General features: G+C 63.8%; 19 protein-coding genes, 1 other RNA gene and 1 pseudogene. 9 read left to right on the top strand and 12 right to left on the bottom strand.

Annotated features, from left to right (window positions below; all coding sequences use genetic code 11):
- Window positions 1-56 precede the first annotated feature (56 nt).
- The 4 genes from F6X61_RS04565 (at window position 57) to F6X61_RS04550 (ending at window position 1449) form a co-directional block, all read left to right on the top strand.
- Entirely contained in the window at window positions 57-266 is a 210-nt protein-coding gene (locus F6X61_RS04565; protein ID WP_110992146.1) for a TIGR02449 family protein, read from the top strand.
- On the top strand, window positions 263-583 hold the full coding sequence (locus F6X61_RS04560) for a cell division protein ZapA (RefSeq protein WP_153785593.1): 321 nt from the start codon (window positions 263-265) through the stop codon (window positions 581-583). The genes F6X61_RS04565 and F6X61_RS04560 overlap by 4 nt, the downstream gene beginning before the upstream one ends.
- Window positions 584-600: 17 nt before the next feature.
- A non-coding RNA gene (gene ssrS / locus F6X61_RS04555) (6S RNA) lies at window positions 601-780 on the top strand.
- Window positions 781-840: 60 nt separating this feature from the next.
- Window positions 841-1449, top strand: coding sequence for a 5-formyltetrahydrofolate cyclo-ligase (locus F6X61_RS04550; protein WP_153785592.1), 609 nt, complete (start codon window positions 841-843; stop codon window positions 1447-1449).
- Window positions 1450-1471: 22 nt separating this feature from the next.
- On the opposite strand, the gene F6X61_RS26935 is transcribed toward F6X61_RS04550, so the two are convergent.
- Window positions 1472-1624, bottom strand: a complete 153-nt coding sequence (locus F6X61_RS26935) for a hypothetical protein (RefSeq protein WP_178125766.1) — start codon at window positions 1622-1624, stop codon at window positions 1472-1474.
- 177 nt (window positions 1625-1801) lie between these two features.
- On the opposite strand from F6X61_RS26935, the gene F6X61_RS04545 reads away from it, so the two are divergent.
- Window positions 1802-2254, top strand: coding sequence for an EVE domain-containing protein (locus F6X61_RS04545; RefSeq protein ID WP_153785591.1), 453 nt, complete (start codon window positions 1802-1804; stop codon window positions 2252-2254).
- Here F6X61_RS04545 and F6X61_RS04540 read toward each other — a convergent pair whose 3' ends face one another.
- Window positions 2255-2659 (bottom strand): flagellar basal body-associated protein FliL, encoded by a 405-nt coding sequence (locus F6X61_RS04540; protein WP_125462169.1) that lies wholly within the window; start codon window positions 2657-2659, stop codon window positions 2255-2257.
- A 158-nt stretch (window positions 2660-2817) separates the two neighbouring features.
- Between F6X61_RS04540 and F6X61_RS04535 the strand changes: the two genes are divergently transcribed.
- Window positions 2818-3795, top strand: a complete 978-nt coding sequence (locus F6X61_RS04535; protein WP_153785590.1) for an NADPH:quinone oxidoreductase family protein — start codon at window positions 2818-2820, stop codon at window positions 3793-3795.
- Window positions 3796-3907: 112 nt separating this feature from the next.
- On the opposite strand, the gene F6X61_RS04530 is transcribed toward F6X61_RS04535, so the two are convergent.
- The 5 genes from F6X61_RS04530 to trxA form a co-directional block, all read right to left on the bottom strand.
- The gene (locus F6X61_RS04530) at window positions 3908-4558 is read right to left on the bottom strand and encodes a gamma-glutamylcyclotransferase (RefSeq protein WP_153785589.1); all 651 of its coding nucleotides are present in this window, start codon (window positions 4556-4558) and stop codon (window positions 3908-3910) included.
- 344 nt (window positions 4559-4902) lie between these two features.
- Window positions 4903-5871: a CDP-6-deoxy-delta-3,4-glucoseen reductase gene (locus tag F6X61_RS04525; protein ID WP_125462166.1), complete on the bottom strand. Its 969-nt coding sequence runs from the start codon at window positions 5869-5871 to the stop codon at window positions 4903-4905.
- Window positions 5871-7337, bottom strand: a complete 1467-nt coding sequence (gene ubiD, locus F6X61_RS04520; protein WP_110995705.1) for a 4-hydroxy-3-polyprenylbenzoate decarboxylase — start codon at window positions 7335-7337, stop codon at window positions 5871-5873. Before ubiD ends, F6X61_RS04525 begins: the two co-directional genes overlap by 1 nt.
- A 205-nt stretch (window positions 7338-7542) precedes the next feature.
- Entirely contained in the window at window positions 7543-8802 is a 1260-nt protein-coding gene (gene rho, locus F6X61_RS04515; RefSeq protein WP_011536308.1) for a transcription termination factor Rho, read from the bottom strand.
- 308 nt (window positions 8803-9110) lie between these two features.
- The gene (gene trxA, locus F6X61_RS04510) at window positions 9111-9437 is read right to left on the bottom strand and encodes a thioredoxin TrxA (RefSeq protein ID WP_153785588.1); all 327 of its coding nucleotides are present in this window, start codon (window positions 9435-9437) and stop codon (window positions 9111-9113) included.
- Between the two features lie 247 nt (window positions 9438-9684).
- On the opposite strand from trxA, the gene ppx reads away from it, so the two are divergent.
- On the top strand, window positions 9685-11187 hold the full coding sequence (gene ppx, locus F6X61_RS04505) for an exopolyphosphatase (protein ID WP_153785587.1): 1503 nt from the start codon (window positions 9685-9687) through the stop codon (window positions 11185-11187).
- A 187-nt stretch (window positions 11188-11374) separates the two neighbouring features.
- On the opposite strand, the gene ppk1 is transcribed toward ppx, so the two are convergent.
- Window positions 11375-13618, bottom strand: coding sequence for a polyphosphate kinase 1 (gene ppk1 / locus F6X61_RS04500; protein WP_153785586.1), 2244 nt, complete (start codon window positions 13616-13618; stop codon window positions 11375-11377).
- A gap of 20 nt (window positions 13619-13638) precedes the next feature.
- On the bottom strand, window positions 13639-14649 hold the full coding sequence (hemB, locus tag F6X61_RS04495) for a porphobilinogen synthase (RefSeq protein WP_110995709.1): 1011 nt from the start codon (window positions 14647-14649) through the stop codon (window positions 13639-13641).
- Window positions 14650-14857: 208 nt separating this feature from the next.
- On the opposite strand from hemB, the gene F6X61_RS04490 reads away from it, so the two are divergent.
- Window positions 14858-15502, top strand: coding sequence for a DedA family protein (locus F6X61_RS04490; RefSeq protein ID WP_178125765.1), 645 nt, complete (start codon window positions 14858-14860; stop codon window positions 15500-15502).
- A 501-nt stretch (window positions 15503-16003) separates the two neighbouring features.
- Here F6X61_RS04490 and F6X61_RS27195 read toward each other — a convergent pair.
- Window positions 16004-16603: pseudogene (locus F6X61_RS27195) on the bottom strand (sterol desaturase family protein); the annotation flags it as partial.
- A gap of 140 nt (window positions 16604-16743) precedes the next feature.
- Between F6X61_RS27195 and elbB the strand changes: the two are divergent.
- Window positions 16744-17412: an isoprenoid biosynthesis glyoxalase ElbB gene (elbB, locus tag F6X61_RS04480; RefSeq protein ID WP_153785584.1), complete on the top strand. Its 669-nt coding sequence runs from the start codon at window positions 16744-16746 to the stop codon at window positions 17410-17412.
- A gap of 178 nt (window positions 17413-17590) precedes the next feature.
- Here the strand turns inward: elbB and F6X61_RS04475 are convergent, their stop codons facing one another.
- Window positions 17591-18496, bottom strand: coding sequence for a TauD/TfdA family dioxygenase (locus F6X61_RS04475; RefSeq protein ID WP_153785583.1), 906 nt, complete (start codon window positions 18494-18496; stop codon window positions 17591-17593).
- A gap of 37 nt (window positions 18497-18533) precedes the next feature.
- Window positions 18534-19574 carry an ABC transporter substrate-binding protein gene (locus F6X61_RS04470; protein ID WP_153785582.1) on the bottom strand — a complete coding sequence of 347 codons (1041 nt, stop codon included), beginning with the start codon at window positions 19572-19574 and terminating at the stop codon, window positions 18534-18536.
- Window positions 19575-19677 lie beyond the last annotated feature (103 nt).

Below are 19677 nucleotides of genomic sequence, written 5' to 3'. Positions count from 1 at the left end.
ACTGTGCGGGCATGATCGCAAGGTGAGCCGACGATGGAGCGAATCGAGTGCAACCCATGCAAGAGAACGACCTGCAAGCGCTGATGAGCCGGTTCGAGTCGCTGATCGAGCGGGTCGAGCAACTAAAACGGCAAAACGCACTCTTAGTAGCGCAGGAAAAAACCTGGCGCGAGGAGCGCGCCCACCTCATCGAAAAGAACGAGATCGCCAAGCGCAAGATCGAATCGATGATCCTGCGCCTCAAGGCCCTGGAGCAAGACTCATGAGTTCAAGCAATAGCGTCACCGTCCAGATCCTCGACAAGGAATATTCGATCATCTGCCCGCCCGAGGAGCGCAACAACCTGGTCGGTGCCGCCCGTTACCTCGACGGCAAGATGCGCGAGATCCGCAGCAGCGGCAAAGTGATCGGCGCCGACCGCATCGCAGTCATGGCCGCCCTGAACATCACCCACGAGCTGTTGCACCGCCAGGACCGACCGGAAGCGCCGGCCAGTGGCGGCACCACCCGCGAGCAGGTGCGCGACCTGCTGGAACGGGTCGATCAGGCGCTGGCCGACGATCCGGTTAGCAAAAACGACTGAGATTGGTATACTGGCGCCACTCCCTGGGGGATGCGCCAGTCGGTTATGTCCCTGAGCCGATACGCACAACCACGGGGGTTGCACGCTGGGGCCGGTGTGCATGTCCGCCCGACGGAAAGCCTTAACGCCCCCTGCAATCTCCACCTTGAACTTTCGGGTTCAAGGGCTACACCGATAGCGGTCTTGTCGGGGAGCCTGCTTCAGAACTGCCCGCCTCACACGGCGGGCATTTCGTTTTCTCTGGGAACGCCCGTGCCATGACCGACACCGCGCCGCTCACCCGCCCCCAGCTTCGCCGCCTGCTGCGCAATGCGCGCCGCGCCCTTACACCCGCCCAGCAAAGCCAGGCCGCCCTTGGCCTGTACCGCCAGCTGGCGCAGGATCCGTTGTTCCGCCGCGCCCGCCACATTGCCCTGTACCTGCCCAATGACGGCGAGATCGACCCGCGCCTGTTGCTGCGCGAGGCACACAAGCGCGGCAAGCGCGTCTACCTGCCGGTGCTGCACGCCTGGCCACGCACGCGCATGGTGTTCCAGCGTTTCGAGCAGGGCGAAAAACTAAGGCTTAATCGCTTCCGGATCTCGGAACCGATCATCGAGCGCAAGCGCCAACGACCCGTCTGGGCGCTGGACCTGATCCTGCTGCCGCTGGTTGGTTTCGATGAGGTGGGGGGGCGTCTGGGTATGGGCGGTGGCTTCTACGACCGCAGCCTGGCTTACCTGGGGCGGCGCAAGGGCTGGAAAAAACCGCTGTTGCTGGGGCTGGCGCACGAATGCCAGAAAGTCGAACGCCTTGATCAGGCAAGCTGGGATGTACCGCTGCAGGGGACGGTCTCGGACCGTGACAGGTACCTGGCGCCGAGGTGATCAGGCGCGAGAATAATGTGGATCAGCGCTGCTGTTGCGCCGGGTCGATCGGCATCTGCTGGCTGGCGGCGTCCAGCTTGCGCTCCCACAGGCCCTGCGCATAACCGGTAGTCACCACGCCCAGGCCGAAAATGAAGGCGAGGATCCAGAGCAGGTCCGGTTTACGTTGTTTCATCGAATGCCCCCCTAGGCAAACTGTCCATGCTCGGCGCCTTTATGGGTGGCGGCCGGAGCGTCTGTCTTTAAAATCGGCGCATTTTCCGCCAACGTGAGCCCACACGCAAACGTTGACGCCAACCGGCTGTCGGTTTGATGCAACGAGTTATTTCAAACCCTTTCAGGAGCAGTATCCATGGCCTACTGGCTGATGAAATCCGAGCCCGACGAGCTCTCCATCGAAGGCTTGGCAAAGCTCGGCAACGCCCGCTGGGACGGGGTACGCAACTACCAGGCGCGCAACTTTCTGCGGGCCATGAGCGTCGGTGACGAGTTTTTCTTCTATCACTCCAGCTGCCCGCAACCGGGCGTGGCCGGCATTGCCCGAATCAGCGCCGCCGCCTACCCGGACCCGACCGCGCTGGACCCTGCAAGCCACTATCACGACCCCAAGGCCAGCGCCGACAAGAACCCCTGGAGCGCCGTGGACGTGGAGCATGTGCAGACCTTCCGCCAGGTACTCGGCCTGGGCCTGCTCAAACAGCAGGCCGCCCTCGAGGAGCTGCCGCTGGTACAGAAGGGCAGCCGCCTGTCGGTGATGCCGGTAACCGCAGCCCAGTGGGCGGCGATCATCGCCCTGGGCCGTTGATTACTGCACGATAAGGTTGTTGAACAGCAGGTCCTCGACGATCGGCTTGCCCTCTTCGGCTTCCATCACCTGCTGTACCTGCTTGAGCGCGTCCTGGCGCAGTTTTTCCTTGGCTTCGACGTTGCTCATGTTGTCCACACCTTGCTGGGTGAACAGCGCCACCAGCTGGTTGCGGATCAGCGGCTCGTGGTGCTTGACCGCGGCGGCGGCGGCATCGCCGGTCACACGCAGGGCAACGTCGGCCTTGAACACCCGCAGCTTGGGGCTGCCGTCGAGGGCATAGTTGCCGACGAAGGGCGGGCTGAGGCTGATATAGCTCACCTTGGGCGCCCCTTCCTTGGCCTCCTCGGCCATCGCCGCGGCTGGCAGCATCAGGGCCAGCACCATCAAGATCCACGCTTTCACCAATTACGCTCCTCAATACAGTTGGCGCCAGCTTACCCAGCGCGCCGGGCAAACCCAAGCCCGGGCTTATGCCGGCACATCAGGGCGGGCCATGCTCGTTGACCGGCCAAACGGCCCTCCTACACTTATCGGCCACCACACGCAAAGGAATAGCCCTGATGAAAGCCTTGTTGTGCAAAGCCCTGGGCCCGGCGCGGGACCTGGTTCTGGAAGATGTCGCCAGCCCCTCGCCGAAGAAGAACGAGATCCTGCTGGAGGTACATGCTGCCGGGGTCAACTTTCCCGACACCCTGATCATCGAAGGCAAGTACCAGTTCCAGCCGCCCCTGCCGTTCTCGCCCGGTGGTGAAGCGGCCGGCGTGGTCGCAGCGGTCGGCGAGAAGGCCGGTGCATTCAAGGTCGGTGACCGGGTCATGGCCCTGACCGGCTGGGGCGCCTTCGCCGAGCAGGTGGCGGTGCCGTTCTACAATGTGTTGCCGATCCCTGCGGGCATGGACTTCACCACCGCCGCCGCCTTCGGCATGACCTACGGCACCTCGATGCACGCGCTGACCCAGCGCGGCCAGCTCAAGGCCGGCGAGACCCTGTTGGTACTGGGCGCATCCGGGGGCGTGGGCCTGGCTGCGGTGGAAATCGGCAAGGCCCTGGGTGCTCGGGTGATCGCTGCCGCCAGCAGCGCCGACAAGCTGGCGGTGGCCAAGGCAGCCGGCGCCGATGAGCTGATCGACTACAGCCAGGCCAGCCTCAAGGACGAGATCAAGCGCCTGACCGGCGGCCAGGGGGTGGATGTGGTCTACGACCCGGTGGGCGGTGCGCTGTTCGACCAGGCCGTACGCGGCTTGGCGTGGAACGGGCGGCTGCTGGTGGTGGGCTTTGCCAGCGGCACGATCCCGCAGCTGCCGGTGAACCTGGCGCTGCTCAAGGGCGCGGCAGTGACCGGGGTGTTCTGGGGCGCGTTCGCTCAACGCCAGCCGGAGGACAACGCAGCCAACTTCCGCCAGCTGTTTGCCTGGCATGCCGAGGGCAAGCTGAAGCCGTTGGTGTCGCAGACCTATGCATTGGCTGAAGGGGGTGCGGCGATTGAGCGGTTGGCGCAGCGCCAGGCGGTGGGCAAGTTGGTGGTGACCGCCCGGTAGAATTGCTTGACTGTTACGGCCTCATCGCTGGCAAGCCAGCTCCCACAGGGTTGCGCGCCCCTCTGTGGGAGCTGGCTTGCCAGCGATGAGGCCCGCTCAGTCAGCCAAAAGCTCAGACCTCGCGCAGGTTATGGCAGCGCCGGAACCGCGCCTCGAGGTTGCGATCCGGCATCTGGTGGCTGCGCAGGGCATTGAGCGTCTGCTCCACATATTCGCGCGTGGTGCCATAGCGCCCCGCAGCGCTGGCCAGGATCTGGCTCAACAGGGTGTCTGGGAGGTTACCCGCGTAGCACGGCAGGTGCCTTTCCAGCACAAAACCCAGGGCCTGCACTTTGCTTCCGTCACCCAGGCGGCAACTGAGCCAGTGCGGGCGATAAGCCGGATACGGCATCTCGCGTTGCCACAGGGCCATCAGCGAATCGTCCAGGTTGCTCTCGTCCAGGCGATAGGCGAAACCGCTGCACGAACCGCCACGATCAAGGCCGAACACCAGCCCAGGGCATTCCGGGGTGCCGCGATGCTCGTGGGACCAGAGGTAAAGGCCACGGTGATAACCATGCACCCGCGCCCGCTGGCGCTCGACCGAATTGCACTCAGGACGCCAGATCAGCGAGCCATAGGCGAACAGCCACACCGGGCCACCCGTGTGCTGGGCCATTGTTTGCTGCATCGAGTGCTGCAGTTGTTCGCGGGTCAATTGTTGCCCGAAATCGAGCGACGGGGGATATGAGATTTGCCAGGACAAACTTTCAAGTGTCGACATGAGCTGCCGCCATTATTTCCTGTGAACTACTGAAGTGCGCGTTCTATCGCGATTACTGCAGAGCTTGAGCCAACGTATTCGCGGGTAAACCCGCTCCCACAAAAGCAACGGCGGCCCTGTGGGAGCGGGTTTACCCGCGAATGCCACTACGCCTAACCTAAAGTAGATCGCACGTCGGCCTCAAGCCTGGATGGAAGATTTCATTCAATCTTCCGCCGAACGGGAAGTAATGTTTCGAGTATAGCGAAAGTTATTAACCGTCTCGGCAATAATCCACGCCATATAATCAACGGAAAAAAATTGGTTATTAATAACGGCACGCCCTTGCGGCGTGCCATGCTGTTTTAACCGCGCGGCGCGTAGGCGAACACGTCGGCGCGCATGCGATGCGGGTCCATGCCGGCTTCTACCAGGGCATCGAGGGTGGCGTAGACCATGTTCGGCGAGCCACTGGCGTAGACGTGGACCTGGTTGAGGTCGCCGATGTCTTCGCAGACCGCTTCGTGCAGCAGGCCGCAACGCCCTTCCCAACCGCACAGGTCACTGACCACCTTGTGCAGGAACAGGTTGGGCAGGCGCTCCCACTCGGCCCAGTGCTCGATCTGGTAGAAGTCCTCGGGCCGCCGCACGCCCCAGTACAGGTGCACCGGGTGCTTGAAGCCCTGGGCGCGGCAGTGCTCGACCAGGCTGTGCATCTGGCCCATGCCGGTACCGGCGGCAATCAGCACCAGCGGGCCATCGGGCAGCTCGGCCAGATGCGCATCACCGAAGGGCAGCTCGATGCGCGCCAGGCCATTGCGTCGCAACTGCTCAATCAACTGCACGGCGCTGCTTTCGCGCGCCAGCACATGCAGCTCCAGCTCACGCCCGCCATGGGGCGCGGAGGCCAGCGAGAAAGCGGCCTTGTCCGCCCCTTCACGCTCGATCATCAGGTATTGCCCGGCGTGGTAACGCGGCGGCTTGCCAGCGGGTGCGCGCAGGCGCACGCGCCAGACATCGCCACCGACGTCGACGCATTCGCTGACGGTGCAGGCCAGTTTGCGCACCGGCAGCTCGCCCAGGGCCAGCACACCGTCCCACAGCAAGACACAGTCCTCCAGCGGCTCGGCGATGCAGGTGAACAGCTCACCGTGATCGCGAATGACGCCTTCCTGGCGGATACGCCCTTCCACCAACAGCGCGGCGCAGACATGGCAGTTGCCGTTACGGCAGCTGTTCGGGCAGTCGTAGCCCAGGCGCCGCGCCGCATCCAGAATCCTTTCGCCCGGTTCCACCGCCAGCACCGCACCGGACGGCTGCAAGGTTACCTGCATCAATCTATTCCCAACTGATCCCACAGCTCATCGATACGGCGGGTGACGGCCTCGTCCTTGACGATGACCCGGCCCCATTCGCGTGTAGTCTCGCCCGGCCATTTGTGCGTGGCATCCAGGCCCATCTTCGACCCCAGCCCCGACACCGGCGACGCGAAGTCGAGGTAATCGATGGGAGTGTTGTCGATCATCACCGTATCACGCTTGGGGTCCATGCGCGTGGTGATGGCCCAGATCACATCGTTCCAGTCGCGGGCGTTGATATCGTCGTCGGTGACGATAACGAACTTGGTGTACATGAACTGTCGCAGGAACGACCACACTCCCAGCATCACGCGCTTGGCGTGGCCTGGGTACTGCTTTTTCATGGTCACCACCGCCATCCGGTACGAGCAGCCTTCCGGCGGCAGGTAGAAGTCGACGATCTCGGGAAACTGCTTCTGCAGGATCGGCACGAACACCTCGTTCAGTGCCACGCCAAGGATCGCCGGCTCATCCGGTGGTCGGCCGGTGTAGGTGCTGTGGTAGATCGGTTTTTGCCGATGGGTGATGCGCTCGACGGTGAACACCGGGAAGCTGTCCACCTCGTTGTAGTAACCGGTGTGGTCACCGTACGGCCCTTCCGGGGCCATTTCGCCCGGGTGGATCACACCTTCGAGGATGATCTCGGCGGTGGCCGGCACCTGCAGGTCGCTGCCTCGGCATTTCACCAGCTCGGTGCGGTTGCCACGCAGCAGGCCGGCGAAGGCGTATTCGGACAGGGTGTCCGGGACCGGGGTCACGGCACCTAGGATAGTCGCCGGGTCCGCCCCCAGGGCCACGGCCACCGGGAAGGGTTGGCCGGGGTGTTTCTCGCACCACTCGCGGTAGTCCAGGGCACCGCCGCGGTGGCTCAGCCAGCGCATGATGACCTTGTTGCGGCCGATTACCTGCTGGCGATAGATGCCGAGGTTCTGCCGGTCCTTGTTCGGGCCGCGGGTGACGGTCAGGCCCCAGGTGATCAGCGGCGCCACGTCGCCCGGCCAGCAGTGCTGGATCGGCAGTTGCCCGAGGTCGACGTCATCGCCCTCGACCACCACCTCCTGGCACACCGCGTCCTTGACCACCTTAGGCGCCATCGACACGACCTTCTTGAAGATCGGCAGTTTCGACCAGGCGTCCTTCAAGCCTTTCGGCGGCTCGGGTTCCTTGAGGAACGCCAGCAGCTTGCCGATCTCGCGCAGCTCGCTGACCGACTCGGCGCCCATGCCCATGGCCACGCGCTCGGGGGTGCCGAACAGGTTGCCCAGTACCGGAATGTCGAAGCCGGTGGGCTTTTCGAACAGCAACGCCGGGCCCTTGGCGCGCAGGGTGCGGTCGCAGACTTCGGTCATTTCCAGGACGGGGGAGATGGGAACCTGGATGCGCTTGAGTTCACCGCGCTGTTCCAGGCCACGGATGAAGTCGCGCAAATCGCGATACTGCATGCATGAGCCTCGTGTTGGCCGTATCGGTCGGGGGTGCAGAGTGTAGCGCCGTTCAGCCGTTTTTTGGGGGCAAAAATACGTTGGGGCCGCTTCGCGCCCCTTCGCGGGTAAACCCGCTCCCACAGGGATCACTCGAAACCTGTGGGAGCGGGTTTACCCGCGAAGGGGCGCGAAGCGGCCCCAATTACTTCCTGGTCGGCAGCGCTTACTTGCGCTTCATCGACAGGAAGAACTCGTCGTTGGTCTTGGTCTGCTTGAGCTTGTCGACCAGGAACTCGATGGCGGCGATTTCGTCCATCGGGTGCAGCAGCTTGCGCAGGATCCACATGCGCTGCAGTTCGTCGTCGGCGGTCAGCAACTCTTCGCGGCGGGTGCCGGACTTGTTGATGTTGATGGCCGGGAACACACGCTTCTCGGCGATGCGGCGGTCCAGCGGCAGCTCCATGTTGCCGGTACCCTTGAACTCTTCGTAGATCACTTCGTCCATCTTCGAGCCGGTCTCGACCAGCGCGGTGGCGATGATGGTGAGCGAGCCGCCTTCTTCGATGTTACGCGCGGCACCGAAGAAGCGCTTCGGCTTCTCCAGGGCGTGGGCATCGACACCACCGGTCAGCACCTTGCCGGAGCTCGGAATCACGGTGTTGTAGGCACGGGCCAGACGAGTAATGGAGTCGAGCAGGATGACCACATCTTTCTTGTGCTCGACCAGGCGCTTGGCCTTCTCGATGACCATTTCGGCAACCTGCACGTGGCGGGTTGGTGGCTCGTCGAAGGTGGAGGCGACCACTTCGCCGCGCACGGTGCGCTGCATCTCGGTCACTTCTTCCGGGCGCTCGTCGATCAGCAGGACGATCAGGTGGCACTCGGGGTTGTTGCGGGTGATGTTGGCCGCGATGTTCTGCAGCATGATCGTCTTACCGGCTTTTGGCGGCGCGACGATCAGGCCACGCTGGCCTTTGCCGATTGGAGCGCACAGGTCGATGACGCGACCAGTGAGGTCTTCGGTGGAGCCGTTACCGGCTTCCATCTTCAGACGCTTGTTCGGGAACAGCGGCGTCAGGTTTTCGAACAGGATCTTGTTCTTCGCGTTTTCCGGACGATCGAAGTTGATCGTGTCGACCTTCAACAGGGCGAAGTAACGCTCCCCTTCCTTCGGCGGGCGGATCTTGCCGACGATGGTGTCGCCGGTGCGCAGGTTGAAGCGACGGATCTGGCTGGGCGAAACGTAGATATCGTCGGGGCCGGCCAGGTAAGAGGCATCAGCGGAACGCAGGAAACCGAAACCATCCTGGAGAATCTCCAGCACGCCGTCACCCGAGATCTCTTCGCCGCTTTTCGCGTGCTTCTTCAACAGGGCGAAAATCACGTCCTGTTTGCGCGAACGGGCCATGTTTTCGATGCCCATCTGTTCGGCCATTTCCAAAAGATCGGTAATCGGCTTTTGCTTGAGTTCAGTCAGGTTCATAAGGGGAGTGACGTAATCATGTAAGAAGGGAGAGAGTTAAGCTTTGGCTTAATGAGGCCGCGCCGCTAGATGGCGACAGGATCGCGTACTGATTCGAATTGGGATGCTTCGGCGACGGCGTGCAGAGGGCACTGAAAGAAGCAGTGCGAGGCCGAATGTAACACTTGCTTTTTTCGACGTCTAGTGGTTTTGACCACACGTATCGACAGGTTTTTATCTGGGCTGGCGCCATCGCGGGGCAAGCCCGCTCCCACGCCGATCAACGGCGGCAGATAAAAAAAGCCCCGCATTTGCGGGGCTTTTTTACATCACAGGTGGGCGTCGATGAACGCGGTCAGCTGCGATTTGGACAGGGCGCCGACCTTGGTGGCCTCGACGTTGCCGTTCTTGAACAGCATCAGGGTCGGGATGCCACGCACGCCGTGCTTGGCCGGGGTTTCCTGGTTTTCGTCGATGTTCAGCTTGGCGACGACCAGCTTGCCTGCGTAGTCTTCGGCGATGGCGTCCAGTACCGGAGCGATCATCTTGCATGGGCCGCACCATTCAGCCCAGTAGTCGACCAGCACCGCACCTTCGGCCTTGAGTACGTCGGCTTCGAAGCTGGCGTCGGTGACGTGTTTGATTTTGTCGCTCATGGAAATCTCCAAGGTCGTAAGCAATAAAAAAACGTGGCCCATGATAGCGGCACCGGCTGGCTACAGGAAGCCACGGACGATTGACTGTATCTATAGTTGTGCAAGACCCCACGAATCGAAACTGTCATATCACCGTCATAACATCGCTATCACATTGCCATGCATCAAAGCCTTGCAGTGCTGCGCGTTGGCGGATGGCCACGATCGTGGCACGATTGCCAGGTTAACGACCGAGAACCCCCAGACCATGCCGCATACCACCGCGAAGAACCTGTCTCTGATCGCCGCCATCGACCTGGGCTCCAACAGCTTCCATATGGTCGTGGCCAAGGCCCATCACACGGAAATCCGCATTCTTGAGCGGCTCGGAGAAAAGGTTCAGCTCGCTGCCGGCATCGACGAGGAGCGCAAGCTCAGCGAAGAAGCCATGCAACGGGGCCTGGAGTGCCTCAAGCGCTTCGCCCAACTGATCAACGGCATGCCGGCCGGCGCGGTGCGCATCGTCGGCACCAACGCCCTGCGCGAAGCGCGTAACCGCAATGAATTCATCCTGCGCGCCGAAGCCATTCTCGGCCACCCGGTCGAGGTCATCTCTGGCCGTGAAGAAGCGCGCCTGATCTACCTGGGGGTTTCCCACACCCTCGCCGACACCCCCGGCAAGCGCCTGGTCGCCGACATCGGCGGCGGCAGCACCGAGTTCATCATCGGCCAGCGCTTCGAGCCACTGCTGCGCGAAAGCCTGCAGATGGGCTGCGTAAGCTTCACCCAGCGCTACTTCCGCGATGGCAAGGTCACCCCGGCGCGCTATGCCCAGGCCTACACCGCCGCACGCCTGGAGCTGATGAGCATCGAGAACGCCCTGCACCGCCTGACCTGGGACGAGGCCATCGGCTCGTCCGGTACCATCCGGGCCATCGGCGCGGCGATCAAGGCCGGCGGTCTGGGCAACGGCGAGGTCAACGCCGAGGGCCTGGCCTGGGTCAAGCGCAAGCTGTTCAAGCTGGGCGAAACCGACAAGATCGACTTCGAAGGGGTCAAGCCCGACCGCCGGGCGATCTTCCCGGCGGGCCTGGCAATCCTCGAGGCCATCTTCGACGCCCTGGAGCTGGCACGCATGGACCACTGCGACGGCGCCCTGCGTGAAGGCGTGCTGTTCGACCTGCTGGGCCGCCACCACCATGAAGACGTGCGCGAACGCACCCTGAACTCGCTGATGGAGCGCTACCACGTCGACCAGGGCCAGGCCGCGCGCGTCGAGCGCAAGGCCTTGCACGCCTTCGACCAGGTAGCCGCGGCATGGGACCTTGAAGAGGGTAATTGGCGCGATCTGCTGGGTTGGGCTGCGAAAGTGCACGAAGTGGGGCTGGACATCGCCCACTATCACTACCACAAGCACGGCGCCTACCTGCTCGAGCACTCCGACCTGTCGGGCTTCTCCCGCGAGGACCAGCAGATGATGGCGCTGCTGGTGCGTGGCCACCGCCGCAACATCCCCAAGGACAAGTTCGCCGAATTCGGCGACGAAGGCGTCAAGCTGATTCGCCTGTGCGTGCTGCTGCGCTTCGCCATCCTGTTCCACCACATCCGCGGCACCCAGCAGATGCCACAGGTGGTACTGCAAGCGGCTGATGACAGCCTGGAGGTTGTGTTCCCTGACGGCTGGCTGGAGCAGAACCAGCTGACCCAGGCCGACTTCGCCAACGAGGCGGAGTGGCTGGCTCGGGTTGGGTTCGTGCTGAGCGTCAGGTAAGCCTGAGCACGACCATCATGGGAGCGGGCTTGCCCCGCGATAGCAATGCCAACCTCAGCATCGCTATCGCGGGACAAGTCGCATCGGCGCACCGCCGCTCCCACGCATTGACCTGACCTGCCATCCACCGCGTCGCCTGCTTCGCGGCTAAAGCCGCTCCCACAGGGAAAGCGGCTCGCCATCACACCTAGCGAACGTTCAGCACCGGGTTGCTCAAGCGCTCCAGCAGCGCCGCCTGGGCACTGCGCGGGTTCTGGTTGCCGGTCGGCGAGCTGCGCACGTAGCGCCCGTCCGGCTGCAGGGTCCAGGCCTGGGTGTTGTCGGTCAGGTAGCCTTCCAGTTCCTTCTTCACCCGCAGCAGCAACTTCTTGCCTTCCACCGGGAAGCAGGTCTCCACACGCTTGTCGAGGTTGCGCTCCATCCAGTCGGCACTGGACAGGTAGATCTGCTCCTCACCGCCATTGAGGAAGTAGAACACCCGCGTGTGCTCGAGGAAGCGGCCGATGATCGAGCGCACGTTGATGTTGTGCGATACCCCCGGGATGCCCGGGCGCAGGCAGCACATGCCACGCACCACCAGGTCGATGCGCACGCCCGACTGGCTGGCCTTGTACAGTGCCTTGATGATCTTGGCGTCGGTCAACGAGTTGAACTTGGCAATGATGTGCGCAGGCTTCCCGTCCAGGGCGAACTGGGTCTCCCGGGCGATCATGTCGAGCATGCCCTTCTTCAGGGTGAACGGCGCGTGCAGGAGTTTCTTCATGCGCAGGGTCTTGCCCATGCCGATCAGCTGGCTGAACAGTTTGCCGACGTCCTCGGTGAGGGCGTCGTCGGAGGTCAGCAGGCTGTAGTCGGTGTACAGGCGGGCGTTGCCGGCGTGGTAGTTGCCGGTACCCAGGTGCGCATAACGCACGATCTCACCCTGCTCGCGGCGCAGGATCAGCATCATCTTGGCGTGGGTCTTGAAGCCCACCACCCCGTAGATCACCACCGCGCCGGCGGCCTGCAGGCGGCTGGCCATCTGCAGGTTGGACTCTTCGTCGAAGCGTGCGCGCAATTCGATCACCGCAGTGACCTCCTTGCCGTTACGCGCCGCGTCCACCAGAGCGTCGACAATCTCCGAGTTGGCGCCCGAACGGTACAGGGTTTGGCGCACGGCCAGCACGTGCGGGTCCTTGGCGGCCTGGCGCAGCAGGTCGATCACCGGGGTGAAAGACTCGAACGGGTGCATCAGCAGGATGTCCTGCTTGCCGATCACGCTGAAGATGTTGTCGGCGTTCTGCAGCAGCTTGGGGATCGCCGGGGTGAACGGCGTGTACTGCAGCTCGGGGTGGCTGTCGAGGCCGGTGATGCTGAACAGGCGGGTCAGGTTGACCGGGCCGTTGACCTGGTACAGCTCGCTCTCGCTCAGGCTGAACTGCTTGAGCAGGTAGTCGGACAGGTGTTTCGGGCAGGTGTCGGCCACCTCGAGGCGTACCGCGTCGCCATAGCGGCGCGAGAACAGCTCGCCGCGCAGGGCGCGCGCCAGGTCGTCGACCTCTTCGGAGTCCAGCGCCAGGTCGGCGTTACGGGTCAGCCGGAACTGGTAGCAGCCCTTGACCTTCATGCCCTGGAACAGATCATCGGCGTGAGCGTGGATCATCGACGACAGGAACACATAGTTGTCGCCAGGGCCACCGACCTCTTCCGGCACACGGATCACGCGCGGCAGCAGGCGTGGCGCCGGGATGATCGCCAGGCCCGAGTCGCGACCGAAGGCATCGACGCCTTCGAGCTCGACGATGAAGTTCAGGCTCTTGTTCACCAACAGCGGGAATGGGTGGGTCGGGTCGAGGCCGATCGGGGTGATGATCGGGGCGATCTCGTCGCGGAAGTAGCGGCGCACCCAGGCCTTGAGCTTGGTCGTCCAGTAACGGCGGCGGATGAAGCGGATCTGGTGTTTTTCCAGTTCCGGCAGCAGCACGTCGTTGAGGATCGCGTACTGGCGCTCCACCTCGAAATGCACCAGCTCGCTGATCCGCGCCAGCGCCTGATGCGGCTGCAGGCCGTCGGCCCCGGCCTGCTCACGGGCGAAGTTGATCTGCTTCTTCAGGCCCGCCACGCGGATCTCGAAGAACTCGTCCAGGTTGCTGGAGAAGATCAGCAGGAACTTCAGCCGCTCAAGCAGCGGGTACGACTCATCCAGCGCCTGCTCCAGCACGCGGATGTTGAACTGCAGCTGGGAAAGCTCGCGATGAATGTACAGGCTGCTGTCGTCCAGGCTCGGCACGGCGATTGCCGGGGCCGGCGCCGGCGCGGGGGCCACGCTTTCGACCACGGGCGCAGGCTCGGCCTCTGCTGCCGGCGGCAGGTCTGGCGGGGTCTGCACCATCTCTTCGGGCACGGCCTGGGCATCCTTGATCGCGACAGGTGTGAGCACTTCGTTATTCATCTGAGGTTCCTGTGAGGGCGTTATTGCCCTCTCAACATTTGAGCGGCGCGCACGGCGAAATAAGTCAGGATGCCATCGGCACCTGCCCGTTTGAATGCGGTAAGGGATTCGAGGATCACGGCTTCACTCAGCCAGCCGTTCTGGATCGCGGCCATGTGCATGGCGTACTCGCCACTGACCTGGTAGGCGAAGGTCGGCACCTTGAACTCGGCTTTTACCCGCTGGACGATGTCCAGGTACGGCATGCCCGGCTTGACCATGACCATGTCGGCGCCTTCGGCCAGGTCCAGGGCCACTTCGTGCAGGGCTTCGTTGCTGTTGGCCGGGTCCATCTGGTAGGACGCTTTGTTGGCCTTGCCCAGGTTCAGCGCCGAACCGACCGCGTCGCGGAACGGGCCGTAATAGGCGCTGGCGTACTTGGCCGAGTAGGCCATGATGCGCACGTTGACGTGACCGGCCAGTTCCAGGGCCTCGCGGATCGCTCCGAGACGGCCGTCCATCATGTCGGACGGGGCGACGACCTGGGCGCCGGCGTCGGCGTGGGACAGGGCCTGGCGCACCAGGGCATCGACGGTGATGTCGTTCTGAACGTAACCCTCTTCATCGAGGATGCCGTCCTGGCCGTGGGTGGTGAACGGGTCCAGCGCCACGTCGGTGATCACCCCCAGCTCCGGGAAGCGCGCGCGCAGGGCGCGGGTGGCACGCTGGGCGATACCGTCCGGGTTCCAGGCTTCGGCGCCATCGAGGGATTTCTTCTCGGTCGGGGTTACCGGGAACAGCGCCAGCGCCGGAATGCCCAGCTCAACCCAGCCCTGTGCGGCTTCGAGCAGCAGGTCGATCGACAGACGTTCGACGCCCGGCATCGAGGGGACTTCTTCACGGCGGTTCTCGCCGTCCAGTACGAATACCGGCAGGATCAGGTCATCGACGGTCAGGGTGTTTTCGCGAACCAGGCGACGGGAAAAGTCGTCCCGGCGGTTGCGACGCAGGCGGGTGGCAGGAAACAGACGGTTGGCGGGGGTAAAGCTCACGGCAGACTCCTGAGCCCGCGCAGGCGGGCGAGCGCGACAGTTATAAGCGGCCATTATGACGCCTGTGTTACACCCTAGGGCAACCCTGCGACTTGTGGCCGCAGGCATTGTCCTTGTAGGAAATGTTCACGTCGAGACACATTTGGACACTTTCCCGAACGGGCACGAAGGGGTAGGCTGCGCGTTCATTTCGCCAGCACGTCAGAAAATGCTTCAACAATTCCTGAACGATTTCGGCTATTTCGCCCTGTTTCTCGGCACGTTCTTCGAAGGCGAGACCATTCTCGTGCTCGCAGGTTTTCTGGCGTTCCGCGAATACATGGACATCAAGCTGGTGGTGCTGGTGGCGTTCTGCGGCAGCTATGCAGGCGATCAACTGTGGTACTTCATGGGCCGCCGCCACGGGCGCAAGATCCTCGCCCGCAAGCCGCGCTGGCAGGCCATGGGTGACCGGGCGCTGGAACACATCCGCCGCCACCCCGACCTGTGGGTCCTGAGTTTTCGCTTCGTCTACGGCCTGCGCACGGTGATGCCGGTGGCCATCGGCCTGTCCGGCTACCCGCCACGCCGCTACCTGCTGCTCAATGGCATTGGCGCCGCCGTCTGGGCCCTGGCCCTGGGGCTTGCCGCCTACCACTTCGGCGCCATCCTCGAAGGCATGCTGGGCAGCATCAAGAAGTACGAGCTATGGGTGCTCGGCACCCTGCTGGGCCTGGGCCTGCTGCTCTGGCTGCGCCGGCGCTTCCGTACCCAGCGCGCCGAGCGCCGCGCGGCGGCACAAGGCCAGGAAGCCCAAGCTGAGCAAGCTGTAAGCCAGGAGCAGTCCCCAGGCCAGGGGCGTGACCAGCACTAACCCCGAAGCGCCGGCCAGATACAGTGCCGGCGCATTCAGCAGCAGCCGCAGCAACTCCATGCGCCCTGCCCAGGGCCGATCTTCCAGCGCCGCGCCCAACGCGAACAAACCGAACGCCATCACCGCCCAGCCCAGCAGCAGCGCGGCGAACGGCACCCGCTCGGCCACGTCCATCAAGTAACTGCCCAGCGCCACGTAGACCGCGAACTGCACAACCACGTACAGCTGCTGCATGCCGTGCAGCGCGATGGCGAACTTGCGAAAGCGCGCCAGGTCCTGCTTGGGGTGCGGGTCAGCCGCCGCCACATCTGCCGGGCGCCAACCGGTGGGCATGAACCAGATGCGCAGCTTGTCCCACAGGCGGCCGGTGCGCCGGGCATCCGCCCAGAGCTGCGCATAGAACTGCAGGTTGGCCCACAGCGGGTTCCAGCTGGCCAGCGGCGTGGTCACGCCGAAGATCACCGGCTCATCGTCGTCCTCCTCCTGGAAGGTGCCGAACAGCCGGTCCCAGAAGATGAACACACCGCCGTAGTTGCAATCCAAGTAGCGAGGATTCTGCGCATGGTGGACACGATGGTTGGACGGCGTGATCAGCACCCATTCGAGCCAGCCCAGCTTGGGCACATGGCGGGTGTGCACCCAGAACTGATACAGCAGGTTCAGCGACGCCACGGTGATGAACACCACCGGCGGCACGCCGAGCAGCGCCAGCGGCAGGTAGAAGATCCACGAGAAGATGAAGCCGCTGCTGGTCTGGCGCAGCGCCGTGGTGAGGTTGTATTCCTCGCTCTGGTGATGCACCGAATGCGCCGCCCACAGCACGTTGCGCTCGTGGCCCAGGCGGTGCAGCCAGTAATAGCAGAAGTCATAGAGCACGAAGGCGCCCACCCACACCCACCAGGCCTCGGCCGGCAGGCGCAGCAGCGCCAGGTGTTCCCAGGCCAGGGCATAGCTGAGCAGCCCGACGCCCTTGGTCAAAAGGCCGGTACTGGTCGACAGCACGCCGGTGCTCAAGCTGTTGATCGAATCGGCCAGTTGGTAGTTGCGCTGGCCGCGCACGCGGTCGGCGACCAGCTCCACGGCGATCAGCACAAAGAACATCGGCACAGCCAGCAGAATCAGGTCCATCGGCGGCAGTCTCCAAGGGTGTCGCAAGAGATTAGGCCGCGCCTGCCCTAACCCCTATGGCCACATCTGCCAAACTAGAGGACATTTAGCGCCTCGACACTGGAGTAATGAGCATGACGAAGAAAGTTGCGGTGATCCTTTCCGGCTGTGGCGTGTATGACGGCGCCGAAATCCACGAGAGCGTGATCACCTTGCTGCGCCTCGACCAGCGCGGCGCCCAGGTGCAGTGCTTCGCACCGAACATCGCGCAGATGCATGTGATCGATCACCTGACCGGCGAACAGATGCCCGAGTCGCGCAACGTGCTGGTCGAGTCGGCACGCATTGCCCGGGGCGAGGTGAAGGACATTCGCGAGGCCAAGGTCGAAGACTTCGATGCACTGATCGTACCCGGCGGTTTCGGCGCCGCGAAGAACCTCTCCAACTTCGCCGTCGAAGGCACCAATTGCAGCGTGAACCCCGACGTGCTGGCCCTGGCCGAAGCCTTCGCCGATGCCTGCAAGCCGGTCGGCCTGATGTGCATCTCGCCAGCCCTGGCCGCCAAGATCTATGGCCCGGGCGTGGTCTGCACCATCGGTAACGATGCGGGCACCAGCGCAGCCGTGGTGAAGATGGGCGGCACCCACCAGGAGTGCGATGTGCATGACATCGTCGAAGACACCCAGCGCAAGTTGGTGACCACCCCGGCCTACATGCTGGCCAAGTCGATCAGCGAAGCCGCCGGCGGCATCTACAAGCTGGTGGATCGGGTGCTGGAGCTGACCCACGAGGGTGACAAGTAAACCCCGTAGTGAACGGGAAGAGCCGCAAGTGGCTAATGCCTGTCAGTTAGCACTTCATCGCACTTATTGGGGCTGCTTTGCAGCCCTTCGCGGGTAAACCCGCTCCCACAGGCTCAGTGCAATCTGTGTGGGAGCGGGTTTACCCGCGAAGGGCCGCAAAGCGGCCCTTTTCATGGCCTCAGCCTTTGCGAGTAGTCCGGCTCAGTTGCCCATCCACCCCCACCGGCACCTCACCCGCCAGGGTGACCCGGCGCACCACGCGCGGCTGGGTGCCATAGTCGTCCACCGCGTAGTGCTGGGTCGCGCGGTTATCCCAGATCGCCACATCCCCCGCCTGCCAGCGCCAGCGCACGGTGTTCTCCAGGCGCGTCACATGCCCCTGCAGCACCGCGAACAGGTGCTGCGAATCGGCCAGTGAATAGCCCTTGATGCGTTTGACGAAATGCCCCAGCTGCAGCGCCCGCTCGCCGCTGATCGGGTGCACCCGCACCACCGGGTGCTCGGTTTCGTACACCGTCGAGGTGAACACCTTGCGGTAGCGCTCGAGCTTGGCTGGGTCCACGTCCGGCTTCACGCTGGCGTAGTCGTACTCGTTGCTGTGCACCGCCCATAGCTGGTCGGCCAGTGCGCGCAGGGGTTCCGGCAACTCCTGGTAGGCGGCGGCGGTGTTGGCCCATACCGTGTCGCCACCCGATGCCGGGGCCACCACGCTGCGCAGGATCGAGGCCTTGGGGTAGGCGTCGACGAAGGTCACGTCGGTGTGCCAGGAATTGGCCCGCTGGCCCTCGGCGCCATCGAGCTGGAGCAGATAACTGGTGCCGTCCACCACTGGTACCGTGGGGTGGGCGATCGGCTCGCCCAGCAGCTGGGCGAAGGCCTCCTGGCCGATGTCATCGAGGTGGTCCTGGCCGCGGAAGAAGATCACCTTGTGCTGCACCAGCGCCGCCTGAATCGCGTCGATGGTGGCCGGGTCGAGGTCGGCGGACAGTTTGACGCCACGGATCTCGGCGCCGATGCGCCCGGCGACGGGGTGGATATCCAGCTCAAGGGTGTGTGGCGCGTTAGCCAGTGCGGCGTTGCTCATGGTCGTGGTCCTCAGGGTTTTTGTCGGGGTTTGAAATTCAGCGGGCGGCCTGCACGGCCTGGTCCTGTTGCAGGGCGGCATCGAGGAAGCGCGGTTCTACCCAGTCGCTTACCTGGAAATCCCGGCGGATCAGGCGCTCCTTGGCGGCCAGGTCCACGCCCTGTTGCAGCAGGCCGACGAAGCCGGCGTCCAGGCGCGGGTCGAAATAGGCGGCCAGGTTTTCCTCGGCCAGGTCATCGCGCAGGATGCTCTTCGGCCAGTTGGCGGTGTTGGCCACGAGGTCGATGTAGGCGTCGCGGTTGTGCTCGTCGCGCAGCCACTTCACCGCCTGCAGCTGGGCATTGACCAGGCGCTGCACCAGTTCGGGGTGCTGGCGGATGAAGTCGCCGGTACCCAGCAGCACCGCCTGGGTGCTGCCGGCGCCCTTGAGGTCGCGGGAGTTGACCGGCAGCTCGACCAGGCCGCGTTCGCGCAGCGACAACAGGTTGGACAGGCCCCAGGTGGCGTCGATCTGCTTGGCCGCCAGCGCAGCGTTGGCGGCGTTGAAGTCCAGGTTGATGACTTTCAGCTCACGCTCGGTCAGCCCCTGGCTGGCCAGGGCGCTGGCGAACGACAGCTGGTTGGCGGTACCGCGGAACACCGCCACGCGCTTGCCCTTGAGGTCCGCCAGGCTGTGGATGCCCGAGCCCGGCACCACGCCGAGGTAGCTCTTCACCCCGCGCACCCCGGCCGACAGCACGCGGGTGTCCAGGCCATTGGCCTTGCCGATGATCGCGGCCAGGTCACCCAGGTAGGCGAAGTCGGCCTGGCCGTTGGCCAACGCCTCGTTGACCACGGGGCCGGCGCCCTTGAAGAAGCGCCAGTCGATACGGATGCCGTCCTTGGCAAACTCTTTTTCCAGCAACTGCTGGTCGCGCAACACATCGACCACGCCACCGGCGCTGGGCTTGCTGCCGGCGCTGAGGTCGGGCACGGCAATCCGGATCACGTCGGGCTGCGCGGCCAGCGCCGCCAGCGGCAAGGCGCTCAGCAAGCCGGCGAGCAGCGGAGTGAGCAGATGGCGAAAGGGGGTTTTCATGGCAAGGCTCCTTGGCAAGCTGCCACCGGCGATGGCCGGCGCTTTGGCCAGAAGCTAGGCGGGTTGGGTTAGAACCTACAAAGATCAATACGTCATTCTTCAG

Origin of the sequence: Pseudomonas sp. EMN2, assembly GCF_009650555.1 — a bacterium.
GTDB classification, from domain to species: Bacteria; Pseudomonadota; Gammaproteobacteria; order Pseudomonadales; family Pseudomonadaceae; genus Aquipseudomonas; species Aquipseudomonas sichuanensis.
Note: the sequence above shows the minus strand (reverse complement) of the source record. Positions and strands in the feature narration are given on the sequence as shown.